The 16,808-nt window shown below is 68.3% G+C and carries 16 protein-coding genes; 6 read left to right on the top strand and 10 right to left on the bottom strand.

Annotated elements, in window-relative coordinates; genetic code table 11:
* Positions 1–136: 136 nt before the first annotated feature.
* Positions 137–1,123: a tripartite tricarboxylate transporter substrate-binding protein gene (locus LPA45_RS00785; protein ID WP_116316872.1), complete on the bottom strand. Its 987-nt coding sequence runs from the start codon at positions 1,121–1,123 to the stop codon at positions 137–139.
* 293 nt (positions 1,124–1,416) lie between these two features.
* Positions 1,417–2,316, bottom strand: coding sequence for an alpha/beta fold hydrolase (locus LPA45_RS00780; protein ID WP_367394769.1), 900 nt, complete (start codon positions 2,314–2,316; stop codon positions 1,417–1,419).
* 137 nt (positions 2,317–2,453) lie between these two features.
* Between LPA45_RS00780 and LPA45_RS00775 the strand changes: the two genes are divergently transcribed.
* The 6 genes from LPA45_RS00775 to LPA45_RS00750 all read left to right on the top strand — a co-directional run bounded on the left by LPA45_RS00775 (position 2,454) and on the right by LPA45_RS00750 (position 9,340).
* Positions 2,454–2,960, top strand: a complete 507-nt coding sequence (locus tag LPA45_RS00775) for a Fur family transcriptional regulator (RefSeq protein ID WP_116316870.1) — start codon at positions 2,454–2,456, stop codon at positions 2,958–2,960.
* Positions 2,961–2,990: 30 nt separating this feature from the next.
* On the top strand, positions 2,991–4,079 hold the full coding sequence (locus tag LPA45_RS00770; protein ID WP_317922691.1) for a GTP-binding protein: 1,089 nt from the start codon (positions 2,991–2,993) through the stop codon (positions 4,077–4,079).
* 320 nt (positions 4,080–4,399) lie between these two features.
* The gene (gene dksA, locus LPA45_RS00765) at positions 4,400–5,089 is read left to right on the top strand and encodes an RNA polymerase-binding protein DksA (RefSeq protein ID WP_233527968.1); all 690 of its coding nucleotides are present in this window, start codon (positions 4,400–4,402) and stop codon (positions 5,087–5,089) included.
* A 254-nt stretch (positions 5,090–5,343) separates the two neighbouring features.
* Entirely contained in the window at positions 5,344–6,609 is a 1,266-nt protein-coding gene (locus tag LPA45_RS00760) for a GTP-binding protein (RefSeq protein ID WP_367394768.1), read from the top strand.
* Positions 6,542–7,015, top strand: a complete 474-nt coding sequence (locus tag LPA45_RS00755) for a hypothetical protein (protein ID WP_376790622.1) — start codon at positions 6,542–6,544, stop codon at positions 7,013–7,015. Before LPA45_RS00760 ends, LPA45_RS00755 begins: the two co-directional genes overlap by 68 nt.
* A 156-nt stretch (positions 7,016–7,171) precedes the next feature.
* Positions 7,172–9,340, top strand: coding sequence for a TonB-dependent receptor (locus tag LPA45_RS00750; RefSeq protein ID WP_367394767.1), 2,169 nt, complete (start codon positions 7,172–7,174; stop codon positions 9,338–9,340).
* 88 nt (positions 9,341–9,428) lie between these two features.
* Here the strand turns inward: LPA45_RS00750 and LPA45_RS00745 are convergent, their stop codons facing one another.
* The 8 genes from LPA45_RS00745 to bioB all read right to left on the bottom strand — a co-directional run bounded on the left by LPA45_RS00745 (position 9,429) and on the right by bioB (position 16,801).
* Positions 9,429–10,343 carry an MBL fold metallo-hydrolase gene (locus LPA45_RS00745; RefSeq protein ID WP_367395041.1) on the bottom strand — a complete coding sequence of 305 codons (915 nt, stop codon included), beginning with the start codon at positions 10,341–10,343 and terminating at the stop codon, positions 9,429–9,431.
* 11 nt (positions 10,344–10,354) lie between these two features.
* On the bottom strand, positions 10,355–10,618 hold the full coding sequence (locus tag LPA45_RS00740) for a DUF1289 domain-containing protein (protein WP_116316867.1): 264 nt from the start codon (positions 10,616–10,618) through the stop codon (positions 10,355–10,357).
* The gene (locus LPA45_RS00735; RefSeq protein ID WP_116316866.1) at positions 10,611–11,045 is read right to left on the bottom strand and encodes a thioesterase family protein; all 435 of its coding nucleotides are present in this window, start codon (positions 11,043–11,045) and stop codon (positions 10,611–10,613) included. Before LPA45_RS00735 ends, LPA45_RS00740 begins: the two co-directional genes overlap by 8 nt.
* Positions 11,042–11,542, bottom strand: a complete 501-nt coding sequence (locus LPA45_RS00730) for a YbaK/EbsC family protein (RefSeq protein ID WP_367394766.1) — start codon at positions 11,540–11,542, stop codon at positions 11,042–11,044. The genes LPA45_RS00735 and LPA45_RS00730 overlap by 4 nt, the downstream gene beginning before the upstream one ends.
* A gap of 22 nt (positions 11,543–11,564) precedes the next feature.
* Positions 11,565–12,500, bottom strand: a complete 936-nt coding sequence (locus LPA45_RS00725; RefSeq protein WP_116316864.1) for a hydroxymethylglutaryl-CoA lyase — start codon at positions 12,498–12,500, stop codon at positions 11,565–11,567.
* A 54-nt stretch (positions 12,501–12,554) separates the two neighbouring features.
* Positions 12,555–13,496: a glyoxylate/hydroxypyruvate reductase A gene (locus tag LPA45_RS00720; protein WP_317922695.1), complete on the bottom strand. Its 942-nt coding sequence runs from the start codon at positions 13,494–13,496 to the stop codon at positions 12,555–12,557.
* 153 nt (positions 13,497–13,649) lie between these two features.
* Positions 13,650–15,680 carry an acetyl-CoA carboxylase biotin carboxylase subunit gene (locus LPA45_RS00715; RefSeq protein WP_367394765.1) on the bottom strand — a complete coding sequence of 677 codons (2,031 nt, stop codon included), beginning with the start codon at positions 15,678–15,680 and terminating at the stop codon, positions 13,650–13,652.
* A 98-nt stretch (positions 15,681–15,778) separates the two neighbouring features.
* The gene (gene bioB / locus LPA45_RS00710) at positions 15,779–16,801 is read right to left on the bottom strand and encodes a biotin synthase BioB (RefSeq protein ID WP_116316861.1); all 1,023 of its coding nucleotides are present in this window, start codon (positions 16,799–16,801) and stop codon (positions 15,779–15,781) included.
* Between the last annotated feature and the right edge of the window lie 7 nt (positions 16,802–16,808).

Here is a 16,808-nt window from a genome sequence, read left to right as displayed (position 1 = left end):
CGGCCCGCCCCGTGCGTCCGGCCCCAAAGCAAAAAGGGCCATGCGTTGCCGCATGGCCCATTCTTTTATGCCAGTGTTGCCGCACGCGAGCCAGTGGCCCGCGCGCTTGGCGCATCACTTCCAGCGATCCACCCGATCAGTCCGCGTAGACGCCGGCCTTCTTGATCACCGGGGTCCACTTGTTGATTTCGGCGGTCAGGTAGGTGCGCAGCGATTCCGGCGTGGCGCGCTGTGCCGGCACCGCCTCGGCGCCCAGCTCGGCCATCTTGGCACGGAAGGCCGGGTCGGTCACGGCCTTCTGCAGCGCGGCCGTGAGCTTGTCGATTACCGGCTTGGGCGTGCCCTTCGGTGCGTACATGGCGTGCCAGACCTTCACTTCCACGTTCGGCATGCCCTGCTCGCCCGCGGTCGGGATGTCCTTGAAGGCTTCCACGCGGCGCGCCTGCATGGCGGCGTACGGCTTGACCGAGTTTGCCTTCAGGTGGCCCGCCAGGTTGGTGGTCTGGTCGCACAGCAGGTTGACCTGGCCGCCCAGGATATCCGTCAGCGCCGGCGCCGCGCCCTTGTACGGCACGGTGGTCAGCTCGGTCTGGATCGCGCTCTGGAACAGCAGGCCGCACAGGTGCGAGGCCGAGCCGATGCCGGCGTTGGCCAGCGACAGCTTGGCGGCGTTGGCCTTGATGTACGGCAGCAGGTCCTTGAAGGTGTTCGGCGGCAGCTGCTTGTTGCCGACCAGGATCATCGGCACGTCGGCGATTTCACCGACCATCTCGAAGTCCTTCAGCGGATCGAAGCCCAGGTTGCGGTACAGCGCCGGGGCCGTAGCCATGCCGATATGGTGGATCAGCACGGTATGGCCATCGTTCTTGGCCTGGGCCACCTTCTTGGCGCCAATGGTGCCGCCGGCGCCGCCGAGGTTTTCGATCACGATGGTCGCACCCAGGTGCTTGGACATGATCGCGGTCAGCTCGCGCGAAACCTTGTCGGTCGGGCCGCCCGCCGAGAACGGCACCACGGCCGAAATGGGCTTGCCGCCCGGGAATTCCTGCGCGTACGCGCCTGCCGCCACACCCATCGCGCTGACTGCCAGCGCGGCCGCGATCGTCTTTGCCACTCGTTTCATGCTCTCTTCTCCTGGTTCCTTCAAATACCCGTCAAGCAATGCATTGCCGCCGGCCCGGCCCCTGCTCATGCGGGGGCGCATCTGGCGCGGTCTCACTGGCCGCGCTTGGAACATGACCGACTGGCGCCGCTACCCCTGCCGTAAAACGCAAGGGGGGAGGATGATGTTAACAACACCAGACAATACGCAGGTATAGGTGCTAACCCGCCTGCAATCAGCGGCATATGGCGGGAAACCGGGTAGTTATGCAGGGATCGGCTATAAAGGCTCGTGTTTGCGACACCGGGAGCTGCTCAACGGAAAAAACCGAGCATTTCCTCAAGTAGCGGTTCTGGGGCTTCTTCCGGGATGTAGTGCCCGCACGGCAGGGCTTCGCCGCTCACGTCGGTCGCCACCTCCTGCCACAACGCCAGCGGTTCGAAGCAGCGCGCCACCACGCCGTGCTCGCCCCACAGCACGCGCAGCGGCAGCGCCAGCCGGCGCCCGGCCTCGCGGTCGGCGCGGTCATGCTCCAGGTCGATGGTGGCGGCGGCGCGGTAGTCCTCGCACATGGCATGCACCCGCGCCGGGTCGCGCATGGCCGCCACGTAGGCCGCCATCGCGTCCGGGGCGAACGGGCTCGGCCCGGCCTGGCGCAGGCCGACCAGCTTCTGCAGGTAGAACTCGGGCTCGGCGTTGATCAGCGTCTCGGGGAACGGCGTGGGCTGGATCAGGAAGAACCAGTGCCAGTAGGCCGCGGCAAAGGCCATGCTGGTGCGCTCGTACATGGCCAGCGTGGGGGCGATGTCGAGCAGCATGGCGCGGCTCACGGCCTCGGGGTGGTCGGCGCAGAGCCGGTGCGCGACGCGCGCGCCGCGGTCGTGGCCGCACAGCGCAAAGCGCGTAAAGCCGAACTTCGCCATCAGCCCGACCTGGTCCTGCGCCATGGCGCGCTTGCTGTAACGCTCATGCCCGGCGTTGCCCGGCGGCGCCGAGCTGCTGCCATAGCCGCGCAGGTCGGTGGCAATCACGGTGAAGTGGTCGGCCAGCCTCGGCGCCACCCGGTGCCAGATCAGGTGGCTTTGCGGATGGCCGTGCAACAGCAGCAGCGGCGGGCCCGAACCGCCCTGCACGCCGGCGATCTCGACCTCGCCGATACGGTGCCGGAAGGGTTCGAAATTGGGGAACAGCAACGCGCTGGCGTCGTTCAGCATGGCGTGTCTCCGCTTCTGGGTCGCTTGTCGATCATAGGCGCAAACCCCGGCTTCGGCGCCAGCCGTGACCGCGGGGTGCATCCATGGACCGTTGCAACTGAATTGCATCAACCGTGGGCCTATGGTTAAATCGGCCCATGACCCGCATTAGCCCGGACGGGCCGTCCGCCGCACTGGCGCCCGCCATCCTAGAAGCCGCCCACGAGCGCCTGCGCCAGCTGGGCGCGCGCGTGACGCAGCCGCGGCTGTGCATCCTGGCCTGCCTGATCGGCAGCGACGAAGCGCTGACCCACCAGGCCGTGATCGACCGCCTGCCCGAGCAGGGCGAGACCATCGACCGCGTCACCGTGTACCGCGTGCTGGACTGGCTGGTGGATCAGGGCGTGGCGCAGAAGCGCGCCGGCAACGACCGCGTGTTCCGCTTCAGCCTGGTCGAGCACGAGGCCGCGCGCGCGCAGGAACATCGCCAGCACAGCCATTTCCACTGCACCCGCTGCGACCGTACCTTCTGCCTGGACGACGCCAGCGCCCCGGCCCAGCCGGCCGCGCCGCGCGTGCCCAGCGGCTTTGCCATCGAACATGTCGAACTGACCGTGAACGGCGTCTGCGCCGAGTGCGGCAAGCGTACGCCCGCCGCCCACTGACCGGCACTCTTATTTCCCGGAGAACAACAAATGTCCAAACTGACCCCGGTCACGATCCTGACCGGCTTCCTCGGCAGCGGCAAGACCACCCTGCTCAAGCGCATCCTGAACGAGCAGCACGGCATGAAGATCGCCGTCATCGAGAACGAGTTCGGCGAGGAAAACATCGACAACGAGATCCTGGTGCAGGATGGCCGCGAGCAGATCGTGCAGATGAGCAACGGCTGCATCTGCTGCACCATCCGCGGCGACCTGGTGCAGGCGCTGTCCGGGCTGCTGACGCGCCGCGACGCCGGCGAGATCGACTTCGACCGCGTGGTGATCGAGACCACCGGCGTGGCCAACCCGGGCCCGGTGGCGCAGACCTTCTTCATGGACGAGGAAATCGCCTCGCGCTACCTGCTCGACGCGGTGATCACGCTGGTCGACGCCAAGCATGCGCACATGCAGCTGGACAAGCAGGAAGAGGCGCAGCGCCAGGTCGGCTTTGCCGATGCCATCTTCATCACCAAGTCCGACCTCGTCAGCGAGGACGACGTGGCCGAGCTGCGCCACCGCCTGCTGCACATGAACCCGCGGGCGCCGATCCGCACGGCGAACTTCGGCGAGACGGCGATCGACACCATTTTCGACCTGCGCGGCTTCAACCTGAACGAGAAGCTGGAACTGGATCCCGAATTCCTGCGCGCCGACGAACATGGTCACGACCACGATCATGACCACGAGCACGGTGAGCAGTGCGCAGACGACTGCGGCCACGACCATGGGCACGACCACGGCCACCATGGCCACGGGCACGACCACCACCATCACCATCACCACACCGACCGCATCGCGTCGTTCGTCTTCCGCAGCGACAAGCCCTTCCACTACGGCAAGCTGGAAGAATTCCTGTCGGGGATTCTGGCGGTGTACGGGGAAAAACTGCTGCGCTACAAGGGCGTACTATATATGGAGGGTGTGGACCGGAAAGTCGTGTTCCAGGGCGTCCACCAGTTGATGGGCAGCGATATCGGCGCCAAGTGGGAAGACGAGACGCCGGGCACCAAGATGGTATTTATCGGCGTGGACCTGCCGCGGGACGCCATTCTCAAGGGGCTGGAGAACTGCCTGGCCTGAGTGCACGGGCCGCCGCACGGGCGGCTCCTGCCACCGGACACCCTCTCACGGCCACCCCCGTTCGGGGTACCGGGGAAATACCGAAGTGCAGGCTGGCTTTCCCCCGTATCTCGGAAAAATTTGTTCAAGTACAATAGGCCGGATTTGATACCGGTGGCGCACCTTTTTTCCGCCCCGGGATCTTGCAGGGCGGCGGTTGTCGTCAGCACGAGGCAGGCCGCCGGGCAGGTGCGGTCGCAGTGCTTCGTGCGGAGACCGCCTTTCCGCTTGGGGTGCCTCGGCACGCGCCGTCACTGACTGACGCGAGAGAGAGGTGTCCCATGACAGCCGCAACGAAGACGAAAGAAAGCCGCAGCAAGACAGGTAGTGCCGCGGCAGAGACGCTCAAGGCGCAGCCTGTGAAGGCCGCGCCCGCTCCCCGCGGCAGTACGGCGAACGCCGAAGCGGGCGCAACGAAGGGAGGCCCGCGAAGCAGCAAGACTGCAGCCAGCCAGAGTGAAACGACGACCGTGGCGCGCAAGCGCACGGACAGCGAATCCGAGCGGACCCAGACGCCGCCGGCCGCCTCAACAAGAGAATCAGCAGCAACCATGAGCAGCAACAAACTTCTGACTGAAGCTGAAATCCTGAAGATGAGCGACAAGGATTACATGAATGAAGCGCAGCTCGCCTTCTTCAAGCATCGGCTTGAACAGCTGCGTGACGAAATCCTCAAGAACGCTGACCAGACCACGGAACACCTGCGCGAAACGGTCATCGTGCCGGATCCGGCCGACCGCGCCACCATCGAGGAAGAGCATGCGCTGGAACTGCGCACGCGCGACCGCGAGCGCAAGCTGCTGAAGAAGGTCGAGCAGTCGCTGCAGCGCATCGAGTCCGGCGACTACGGCTGGTGCGAGGAAACCGGCGAGCCGATCGGCGTGCCGCGCCTGCTGGCCCGGCCCACCGCGACGCTGTCGCTGGAAGCGCAGCAACGCCGCGAACTGCGCCAGAAGCTGTTCGGGGACTGATCCCCGGGCGCGCCGGCCTGCCGGCGTTGCCGCACCACAACGGCCCGGTTTGACCGGGCCGTTTGCATTGGCGCGCGCTTGCCGGGCGCTGCCGCACTTGTCGTGGCGCGGCCACGGCCTACCATTGTGAGAATCGTCCGGCTGTCGCCGGCGGGGCCTTTCTGGTAAATTCGCAACTTTGTTGCAATAACCGGAAGCGCACCGCATGCGCGACCTGTTCGCGACCGGTCCGTCACCTTCTCCACTCTCCCGCCATGGCTGATCGCCTGCCCGTCACCGTGCTGTCCGGCTTTACCGGCGCCGGCAAGACCACGCTGCTGAACCACCTGCTTGCGCAAGGCGCCGGCGGGCGCGTGGCCGTGCTGGTCTGCGGCGCGCAGGACGGCCAGACGCTGGCGCCGCTGCCGCCCGGCTGCGAGGCCACGGTCCTGCCGGACGCCGACACGCTGATGGCCGAGGCCGCGCGGCTGGCCGCGCAAGGCCGCTTCGATGCGCTGCTGGTCGAGGCGGACGGCCGGGACGACCCGCTCGCCATCGCCGAGGGTTTCCTGTTCGAGGCCGAGCACGGCGCCGGCCCCGATGCCGCGCTGCAGCCCGACACGCTGGTGACGGTGGTCGACGCGGCCACCTTCCTGGCCAACCTCAACGAAGCCGATTTCCTGGCCGACCGCGGCCTGGCGCAGGGGTCGGAAGACCACCGCACCGTCGCCGAAGTGCTGGCCGCGCAGGTCGAGTTCTGCGACGTCATCCTGCTGAACAAGACCGACCTCGCCAGTGCAGACGCGCTGGCGCGGCTGCGCTCGGTGCTGCATGCGCTGAACCCGCGCGCCGATATCGTCGAGGCCAGCTTCGGCAACGTGCCACCGCAGCGCGTGTCCGGCACCGGCCGCTTCGACTTTGCCGCCGCCGCTGATGCCCCGGGCTGGCTGGCCGCGCTGCAGGGCATGGCGCCGGAGCCAGACCGCGGCGTGTCGACGCTGGTGTACCGGCGCCGCCGCCCGTTCCATCCGCAGCGCTTTGCCGACCTGATCCATACCGAATGGTTGCGCGAACACGGCAGCGTGATGCGCTCCAGGGGCCTGTTCTGGCTGGCGAGCCGCATGGACACTGCCGGCGACTGGAACCAGGCCGGCGGCGTGTGCCGCCACGGCGGCGCTGGCGCCTGGTGGGCCGCGCTGGACCCGGCCGAGTGGCCGACCGGTGACGCGGACCGCGCCGAGATCGAGGCCGACATGGAGGTCGATGGGGCGCCGGCACCGTTTGGCGACCGCCGCCAGGAACTGGTGCTGATCGGCATGGACCTCGACGCGGCCGCGCTGGCGGCGCGGCTCGATGCCTGCCTGCTGGACGACGCAGAAATGGCGGCCGGCACAGCGGCGTGGGCCACCTACGCGGACCCGTTCCCGGCGTGGGTCGACGATCTGGACGAGGACCATGAGCACGACCATGGCCATGACCACGATCATGACCATGGTGACGATTGCGGCTGCGGCGCGCCGCACCATCCCCATGCGCACTGACTGGTTCGCCCGCCTGCGCACGCACGGCCCGGGCCTTTGGCCGGCGCTGTGGCTGGCGCTATGCCTGCTGCTGGCGCAGCATGCCGGGCTGACCCACCGCATCGTGCACGGCGGCCTGCTGCCGCCTGCCGCAGCTACGCTGGCCGCGGCCGATGCCGGCACTGACGCCGGCACTGACGCCGATACCGACTCCCACTCGCTGGCACAGAAATTCAGCGGCCACTCCTGCGTGCTGTTCGACGGCGCCACGGTCGCCGACACGCTGTGCGGCAAGCTGCCGTTGCCGCGGCTCGCCTTCGGCAAGCCGGCCAAGCCGGCCAATCTCGCCTGGCGCTGGCCCGACCTGCCTGCCGCCCACCCCTTCCATTCGCGCGCGCCACCGGCGCCGGCCATCGCCCTCGCCTGATCCGGGACGCGGCCATCGCCGCGTGTCCGGCTTTCGAATTTTTCCCGAGCTGAACGCCTGCCGCCTGCGCGGCGCGGCCATACCCGTTGGGCGTGGCGCGCCATGCCGTGCCTGCTGGCCAGCCGGGGCCGATTGCCACGCCTCGCTATGCGCGCCATGTCCAAACAGAACCGCTCGAAAAACAGCGCCCCCCGCCTGACCCCGCTCGCGGCCATTGCCGCTTCCCTGACTGCGTCGCTCGCTGCCCTGGCGGCGCCTGCGCACGCGCAGACCGCCACGCCTGCGCCCACCGCCGAAACAGCGCCGGCCACCGCCACCGCCAGCGGCACGCTGCGCGAAGTCGTCGTCACCGCCAACCCGCTCGGCAGCGAACTGAACGACATGGTCGCGCCGGTATCGACACTGGGCGGCGACGCGCTGGCCGTGCGCCAGGCCAGCACGCTGGGCGAGACGCTCGACAAGCTGCCTGGCGTGTCGTCGACGTATTTCGGCCCCAATGCCAGCCGCCCGGTGATCCGCGGCCTGGATGGCGACCGCATCAAGGTGCTGCAGAACGGCGGCAGCACCGTCGACGCCTCGACGCTGTCCTATGACCACGCAGTGGCGCTGGACCCGCTGGTGGCCGAACGCATCGAGGTGGTGCGCGGTCCGGCGGCGCTGATGTACGGCGGCAACGCCATCGGCGGCGTGGTCAACGTGATCGATAACCGCATCCCCAAGGAGCCGATCGAAGGCGTCGGCGGCGCCGTGGATGCCAGCGGCACCATCGGCGGCGACCAGGCCCGCAATGCCAGCGCGCTGATCGAGGCCGGCAACGGCCAGTTCGGCGTCCATGCCGATGCGTTCGCACGCAAGACCAGCGACCTGCGCATCCCCGGCTACGCCCGCAGCGACCGCCTGCGCGCCGCCGAGCCGCTGCCCGAGGGCGAAAGCGAAGCCTATGGCCGCCTGCCCAACACCAGCGCCGAGCAGCAGGGCGGCTCGCTGGGCGGCTCCTATACCTGGGCCGATGGCTTCCTCGGCGCCAACTACAGCGCCTACCGCAACGACTACGGCACGCCCGCCGAGGACGACGTGCGGCTGAAGATGAGGCAGGACCGCCTGGCGCTGGAGGGCGAGGCGCGCAACCTGGCCGGCAACACCGGCGGCTGGATCGAATCGGTCAAGGGCAAGTTCAGCTACACCGACTACGAGCACAAGGAGATCGAGGACGGCGAGACCGGCACGATCTTCAAGAACCGCGGCTGGGATGCGCGCTTCGAGGCCAGGCACGCCAGGATCGGCAACATGACGGGGGTGATCGGCACGCAGTTCGGCCACACCGACTTCTCCGCGCTGGGCGAGGAAGCCTTCGTGCCGAGCACCAATACCGACAACGCCGCGCTGTTCCTGTTCGAAGAGTTGCCGCTGAACGCCTCGGGCGACCTCAAGCTGAATTTCGGCGGCCGGCTCGACCACAGCAGCATCAAAGCCAGCGCCAACGGCAACGACCGCTTTGCCGACGCCAACCGCAGCTTCAACGCCACCAGCGCCTCGGCCGGCCTGCTGTACAAGGTCAACCCGGCGTGGTCGCTGACGAGCAACCTGTCTTACACGGAACGCGCGCCGACCTTCTACGAGCTGTACGCCAACGGCCCCCACGTGGCCACCGGCTCGTGGGAAGTGGGCGACCCCAACGCCAACAAGGAACGCGCCACCTCGATCGACCTGGGCGCGCGCTTCAAGTCGGGCGCGCACAGCGCGAGCGTATCGGGCTACTACAGCCGCTTTGCCAACTACCTGGCGCTGTCGGCCACGGGCCGCGCGCGCGACGAGGCCGGCGACGTCGTCGCCATCGGCAGCCCGGGCGCGTTGCCGGAATTCCAGTACCTGGGCGTGCCGGCCACGCTCTACGGCTTCGAGGCCGAAGGCAAGACCCGGCTGCTGCAGAAGATGCTGACCAGCAGCGACACGCTCGACTTCGAGGCGCGCGCCGACTACGTGCGTGGCGAGAACCGCGACACCGGCGAGCCGCTGCCGCGGCTGGCGCCGCTGCGCCTGGGCGGAGCGCTGGTGTACGGCGCGGGGCCATGGGGCGCGCGCGTGGATGTCACGTATGCGGCCAGGCAGACGCGCGTGCCGAGCAATGACACGCCGACCGATGCCTATACGCTGCTGAGCCTGGCGCTGACCTACAAGTTCAAGGTGTCCGGGACGCAGACGCTGGTGTACCTGCGCGGCGATAACCTGACCAACCAGGATGCGCGCAATGCGACCTCGATCCTGCGGGATATCGCGCCGCTGGCAGGGCGGAGTGTGAAGGTGGGGTTCAGGACGTCGTTCTGAGGCCGCTTGGGGCTTGGCGGCTTAGCGGCTGGCAGGACTTCGTTGAGGCGCCTGCAGACGCTTTCAATCGCGAAGGCCTGCAACCACCTCAATCCCGATTCACCACCCACTCCCCTTCCACCGCCAACGCCCCGGCGCCCACCAGCGCCCGCACCGTCTGCGCGGAAATCTCCGCCATCTCCTGCCCCGGCATGAACCGGTCGCGGATCCGCACCATCAACGGCGCCTCCGCCATCCACTGCGCCAGTTCCGCCTGCGTCATCCGCTGCTGCTCCAGCAGCTTGAACTTCACCAGCACCTTGACCGCATGGCTGGCATTGCGCGCGGGATCGGCGCTGAGGTGGCGCAGCCTGGCGGTGGCGCGCTCGACCGCAGGGACCACGTCGGTGAACATGCGTCCGTGGCCGGGAATCACCAGCCGCGCATCCAGCTCCGCGATGCGTGCCAGCACCGCCGCCTGCTCGGTGAAGCCGCTCTCGCCTTCCAGCTCGGGAAAGATCACGCCGAAGCCGTTTTCCCACAACGCATCGCCGGAAATCAAAATGCGCGGCCCCGGCGCGAACAGCATCACCGCATGCGGATCATGGCCAGGCGCGGCCACAACCCGCCATTCCATGCCGCCCAGCGTCACCGCATCGCCGTCGTGCAGCACGCTGTCGAAGCCGAAGCGGTCGCACTGCTGCCCGGTGGCGCGGTAGGTAAGTGCCTCGGTGTCCCACGCGGCCACAACCGCGGCTTCGGCAGCGGGAATCGCGGTGCGCGGTTGCCAGCGCGCCTGCAGCGCGGCATTGCCGCCGCAGTGATCGGAATGCAGGTGGGTGTTGAGGATGCGAGCCAGCGGCCGGCCCTGCAGCGCTGAGGCCACCAGCGCCACGGTCTGCGGTGCATGGCTGACGTAGCCGGTGTCGACCAGCGCGGTATCGTCGCCATCGACGAACAGGATGTTGTTGGCCGACAGCCAGCCGCGCTCGAACACGCGCATGGTCTCGGGCAACGTCGGCATCGATGCTTCGCTCAAGGGGGTGTCTCCTCGCCCGCCAGCCAGGCGGCGCGCTGGGGCAGTTGCGCCCAGATGCGGCGCTTGTCTTCGTCGCCGGCCGATGACCAGCCGGCAATCTCTTCGATGGTACGCAGGCAGCCCTCGCAGTAGCCGCTGGCCGCATCCATGCGGCAGACGTTGCGGCACGGCGAGGGCACCGGCGTTGCCAGCCGGGCGGCCTGTGCCGCGAGCTCCGCGGCCAATGCCGCAAGCGTCGCAGATGCGCGCGCTTCAGGCATGCTTTGCCTGGCGCGCCGCCTTGGCCGCCACCTTTTCGTTGAAGCGGCCCGCGTCGATCAGGTGGCGCTCGTGCACGCCCTCCGAGATCTTGTCCTCGCCGTCCCAGGCACTCAGTTCAAAGCGCAGGCGGCGTCCGTCCACCTCGACCAGCTGGCCCTTGACCGTCACCGTCATGCCCGGCGGCGTCGGCGCCAGGTGCGAGAAGCTGACCAGCGTGCCGAGCGACTGCTCGCGCGGCCAGTCCAGGTGCTCGCGCAGCATCTGCAGGCAGGCGCATTCCATGATGCCAACCATGTAGCCGGTGGCCAGCACGTCGGGCATCTCCGGGCAGCAGGGGATATCGTCGTACAGGCGCGGCACGGTGGCCTTGGGCGGCACCGTGTATTGCCAGCTGAAGCTCAGCCCTGCACGTAGCCCGGGGCTCACGCCGGCGCTCCGGCGGCCACGTCGGCAACTTCCGCGCCGGTCATCTGCTGCAGCTGCCGCGGCGTCAGGTTGAACACCGCGTGCGGATGTCCGGCGGCGGCCCACAGGCTGTCGTACCGAAACAGGTCCTGGTCGAGCAGCATCACCGGCGCCACCGCATGGCCGATCGGGCAGACGCCGCCGATGGCATAGCCGGTCTTCTCGCGCACGAAGCGCGCATCGGCCTTGCCCAGCGCGCCCACGCGCGCGGCCACCTTGGCCACGTCGACGCGGTTGCTGCCGCTGGCGATCACCAGCACCGGCGCATCGTCCTCGACGCGGCGGAAGATGATCGACTTGGCGATCTCCGCCACGCTGCAGCCCAGCCCCGCCGCCGCTTCGGCGGAGGTCTTGCCGGTGGCGGGCAGCATCACCACCGGGCGGTCGTGCCCGAGCCCGGCCAGCAGGTCCGCCACGCGCTGCGCGGATTCGGGCAGCGCTTCGTTACTTGCCGTCATGCGTTCTCCTTATTCCCTGTGCTCAGACGCAGGCGGGCGCCGCATCGCTGGCGGCGGCCCATTTGGTCAGCAGCGCCCGGCCCACGCGCGAACTGTTGGCGCGGCCGATCGACTGTGAGATGTAGTCGCCGGTGCGCACCACCGCTTCCAGATCGATGCCGGTATGGATGCCCATGCCGTGCAGCATGTACAGCACATCTTCGGTGGCCACGTTGCCGGTCGCGCCCTTCGCATACGGGCAACCGCCCAGACCGGCGACCGACGCGTGGAAGATCGCGATGCCGACTTCCAGGCTGGCCAGGATGTTGGACAGCGCCTGGCCGTAGGTATCGTGGAAATGGCCTGAGAGCCGGTCGATCGCAAACTCCGCCGAGGCGGCGCGCATCACTTCCTGCACGCGCACCGGAGTGCCCACGCCGATGGTGTCGGCGATATCGATCTCGTCGCAGCCCAGCTCGCGCATGCGGCGCACCACGTCGACCACGGCGCTGACCGGGACCTCGCCCTGGTAGGGACAGCCCAGCGCGCACGAGATGCTGCCGCGCAGGCGCACGCCCTTCTCTTTCGCCGCGGCTGCGACCGGCTCGAAGCGCTGGATCGACTCGGCGATCGAGCAGTTGATGTTCTTCTGCGAAAACGCCTCGCTGGCGGCGCCGAAGATCACCACCTCGTCGGCGCCGGCGGCGACCGCGCCTTCGAAACCCTTCATGTTCGGCGTCAGCACCGAGTACAGCGTGCCGGGCCGGCGCTGGATGCGCGCCATCACGTCGGCGCCATCGGCCATCTGCGGCACCCACTTGGGCGAGACAAACGATGCAGCCTCGATATTGACGAAGCCGGCATCGGTCAGCTGGTTGACCAGCGCGACCTTGACGTCGGTCGGCACCATGGCCTTTTCATTTTGCAGGCCGTCGCGCGGGCCGACTTCGACGATCTTCACGTAGTTCGGGATGGTCATGGCCGTCTCCTGTCCTTTGTTCGTTATGTGGGGTGCCGTGCTCAGCAGCCGGGTTCAGTACCCGCGCTGCAAGTCGACCACGCCGGCAATCGGCTGGCCCGCGCGCAGCGCGCGGATCTTGCCGGCGATCTGGGCGATGCTGTCCTCGCGCAGCGTCAGCGCCGAGATATGCGGCGTCACCGTGATGCGGGGCTCCTGCCAGAACCGATGGTCGGCCGGCAGCGGCTCGGTGCGGAACACGTCGAGCGTGGCGCCCCCGACCTGGCCGGACTGCACCGCGGCCAGCAGGTCTTCCTCGACCAGGTGCTGCCCCCGCGCCACGTTGATCACATAGGCGCCCTGCGCCAGTCGCGCGAACAGGCCGGCATTCAGGATGTTCTCGGTCTGCGGTGTCAGCGGCAGCACATTGACCAGCACGCGCAGGCCGTCCAGGAACGGCGCCTGCCCCGCATCGCCGTAGAAACCGCTGACGCCTTCGATCGCGCGCGCGGTACGGCTCCAGCCTCGCACCGGGAAGCCGAAGCCGGCCAGCGTGCGGGCGATATGCGTGCCGAGCGTGCCCACGCCCATCACGCCGATGGTGAAGTCGGCGCGGCGATGCGGCTTGAGGAATTTCCAGTTGCCGGCGCGCTCCTGCGCCTCATAGGCGTCGAGCTTGCGGAAATAGCGCAGCACGGCGGCGGTGACGTACTCGGCCATCTGCGCGGCCATGCCGGCATCGTCCAGCCGCACGATCGGCACGCCGGCGGGCAGCGCATCGGGCGCTTCGTCGCGCAGCCGCAGGATGCCGTCGACACCGGCACCGAGGTTGAACACCGCCTTCAGGTCGGTGCGGCCGCGCAGCATTTCCACGGGCGGGCGCCAGACCACGGCATAGTCGGCTGGCTCGTCGCGGCTGCCCTCCCAGGTCAGGCATTCGGCTTCAGGCAGGGCTTCGGCAAAGCCTTCGATCCACGGGTCATAGCGGCCGTCGGGGACGTACAACTGCAACTTCATTTTGTCTCCAGGGATATTGCGGGGGAGAAGCGGCGTCCGTGCCGTTTCCGCGCGCGCGGGATTGACGGCAGGCGTTGATCGCTCAAAAAGCTATTTTGGCAGAGGAATGCGATCGGGGTCAGGCTTCGGGCCAGACCCCGTCGTGCGCGCTCCTTACTTGCCTTCGAACGCCAGCAGTTGCGCCCCTTCGGCCACCTGCTCGCCCACCCCGTAGAGCACTTCGCTGACCACGCCGTCGGCCGGTGCGCTGATTGTGTGCTCCATTTTCATCGCTTCCATCACCAGCAGCGGCGTGCCACGCGTGACCGTGCTGCCGGCTTCGACCATCACCGCGATGACCTTGCCCGGCATCGGCGCGGTCAGCTTGCCGCCCTCGCTTTCGGTTTCGCCTGCATGGGCCAGCGGGTCGAGCCAAGCCAGCGCGACATGCCGCCCGGCATAGAACACATGGAAGGTCTCGCCATCGCTGTGCACCTGTCCATGCGCACGGCGGGTGCCAAGGTTGACGCGCAGGTCGTCGGCCTGGCAGGTGCTGGCGAAAGGCGCGGCCTGGTCGGCGTAGATCAACGTGCTGCCGCGCGCATTGGTGTTCAGCGTCACGTCGAGCACATGGTCGCCGTAGCCGAAGCGCAGCTGACGCGACACGCCGCCGTTGAGCCGCCACGCGCCGCCGTGGGTCCACGGCGAGTGGGGATCGGCGGCGTCGATGCGCAGCTCGCGCGCCTCGCGATCCAGCAGCGCGGCGACCGCCAGCGCGATGATCTCCATGCCGACCGGCGCACGCGGTGGGAACAGGGTCTTCTCGTTGCGCTCGATCAGTCCCGTATCGAGGTCCGCGGTGCGGAACGCCTGCGACGACACCAGCCGCTGCAGGAACGCCACGTTGGTCGACAGGCCGACCACATGGTATGCCGCCAGCGCCTGGCGCATGCGCGCCAGCGCCTCGTCGCGGTCCTTACCCCAGACGATCAGCTTGGCGATCATCGGGTCGTAGTACGGGCTGATGGTGTCGCCTTCGCGCACGCCGGCATCGATGCGTATGCCGGCCGGGCCATGCGCATCTTCGCCACGCATGAACTGCACCGCCGCCGGCGTGCGCAGGAAGCGCAGCGTGCCGGTGGACGGCAGAAACTGCTTGTCGGGGTTCTCGGCGTAGATGCGCGCTTCCAGCGCATGGCCGTCGATGCGCAGTTGCTGCTGCGTGAGCGGCAGCGGCTCGCCGGCGGCGACGCGCAGTTGCCATTCGACCAGGTCCTGCCCGGTGATCATCTCGGTGACCGGGTGCTCGACCTGCAGGCGCGTATTCATCTCCATGAAATAGAAGGAGCCGTCCTCGCCGTTGGAATAATCGGCGATGAACTCGACGGTGCCGGCGCCAACGTAGCCCACCGCCTTGGCGGCAGCCACGGCGGCCTCGCCCATGGCGCGGCGGCGTTCTTCCGTCATGCCCGGCGCGGGCGCCTCTTCCAGCACCTTCTGGTGGCGGCGCTGCACCGAGCAGTCGCGCTCGAACAGGTAGACGCAGTTGCCGTGGGTATCGGCGAACACCTGGATTTCGATATGGCGCGGGCGGGTCAGGTACTTCTCGACCAGCACCTTGTCGTCGCCGAAGCTGGCGCTGGCCTCGCGCTTGACCGACGCCAGCGCGGCCTCGAAGCCATCGCCCGACTCGACCACGCGCATGCCCTTGCCGCCGCCGCCCGCGCTGGCCTTGAGCAGCACCGGGTAGCCGATGCGGTCGGCCTCGCGGCGCAGCAGCGCCGGATCCTGGTCTTCGCCGTGGTAGCCCGGCACCAGCGGCACCGACGCCTTTTCCATCAACTGCTTGGCCGCGCTCTTGCTGCCCATGGCGTGGATGGCGGAGGCCGGCGGGCCAATGAAGACCAGCCCGGCCGCGGCGCAGGCCTCGGCAAAGGCTTCGTTCTCGGACAGGAAGCCGTAGCCCGGGTGGATCGCCTGGGCGCCGCTTTCCCTGGCCATCTCGATGATGTGGTCGGCGCGCAGGTAGCTGTCGCGCGCGGCGGCGCCGCCGATATGGACCGCCTCGTCGCAGAAGGCGACGTGGCGGGCATTGGCGTCGGCATCCGAGTACACCGCGACGGTGCGGATGCCGAGCCGGCGGCAAGTGGCGGCGACACGGCAGGCGATCTCGCCGCGGTTGGCGATCAGGATCTTGCTGAACATGGCTCCCTCCTTGTTATGCCGTTATCGGCATCTTACGGCGGGGAGATGTCCAATGGGTTATTTCCGATGTCGCTTTATCGCGTAACTTCCCCGCGCAACTACCCGGCGTAACCCTCCGCGCGGATGTCCAGGCGGGCCAGCAGGGCGCGATCGCGGTCGGCCTGCGGGTTGCCGGTGGTCAGCAGCTTTTCGCCGTAGAAGATGGAATTGGCGCCGGCCATGAAGCACAGCGCCTGCAAGGCTTCGTCCATGGCCTCGCGGCCGGCGGACAGGCGCACCATGGCACCCGGCATGGTGATGCGGGCCACCGCAATGGTGCGGACGAACTCGAACGGGTCCAGCGCCTCGGTGCCGGCCAGCGGCGTGCCTTCGACCTGGACCAGGTTGTTGATGGGCACCGACTCCGGATACGGGTCCATATTGGCCAGCTGCGCGATCAGGCCGGCGCGCGCCTCGCGCGATTCGCCCATGCCGACAATGCCGCCGCAGCAGACGTTGATGCCGGCGTCGCGCACATGGCCGATGGTGTCGAGCCGGTCCTGGTAGGTGCGCGTGGTGATGATCTTGCCGTAGAACTCAGGCGAGGTATCCAGGTTGTGGTTGTAGTAGTCCAGCCCGGCGTCCTTGAGCTGCTGCGCCTGCTCGGCCTTGAGCATGCCCAGCGTGACGCAGGTTTCCAGGCCCATCGCCTTGACCTCGCGCACCATGTCCATCACCGGCTCCAGGTGGCGGTCCTTGGGGCTGCGCCAGGCAGCGCCCATGCAGAAGCGCGTGGCGCCGTTGGCCTTGGCGGCGCGCGCGGCGTCCAGCACCTCGTCCAGCGGCATCAGCTTCTCGGCCTTGACGCCGGCATCGTGGTGCGCGCTCTGCGGGCAATAGCCGCAATCCTCCTCGCAGCCGCCGGTCTTGATCGACAGCAGCGTCGACAGCTGCACGGTGTTGGCGTCGAAATTCTCGCGGTGCACCTGCTGGGCGCGGAACAGCAGGTCGTTGAACGGCAGCGCGAACAGCGCGGCGACGTCGTCGACACGCCATTTGGCGTCGTCAGGCAATGCGTGCTGGCGTGCGGTCTGGCGCAGCGAATCGGCGGAGATGGTGGTAACGGTGTGGGCTTGGGTCATGTTTTTT

The sequence above is a fragment of the Cupriavidus sp. Agwp_2 genome (assembly GCF_040784895.1).
In the GTDB taxonomy this organism is placed as follows: domain Bacteria; phylum Pseudomonadota; class Gammaproteobacteria; order Burkholderiales; family Burkholderiaceae; genus Cupriavidus.
Note: the sequence above shows the minus strand (reverse complement) of the source record. Positions and strands in the feature narration are given on the sequence as shown.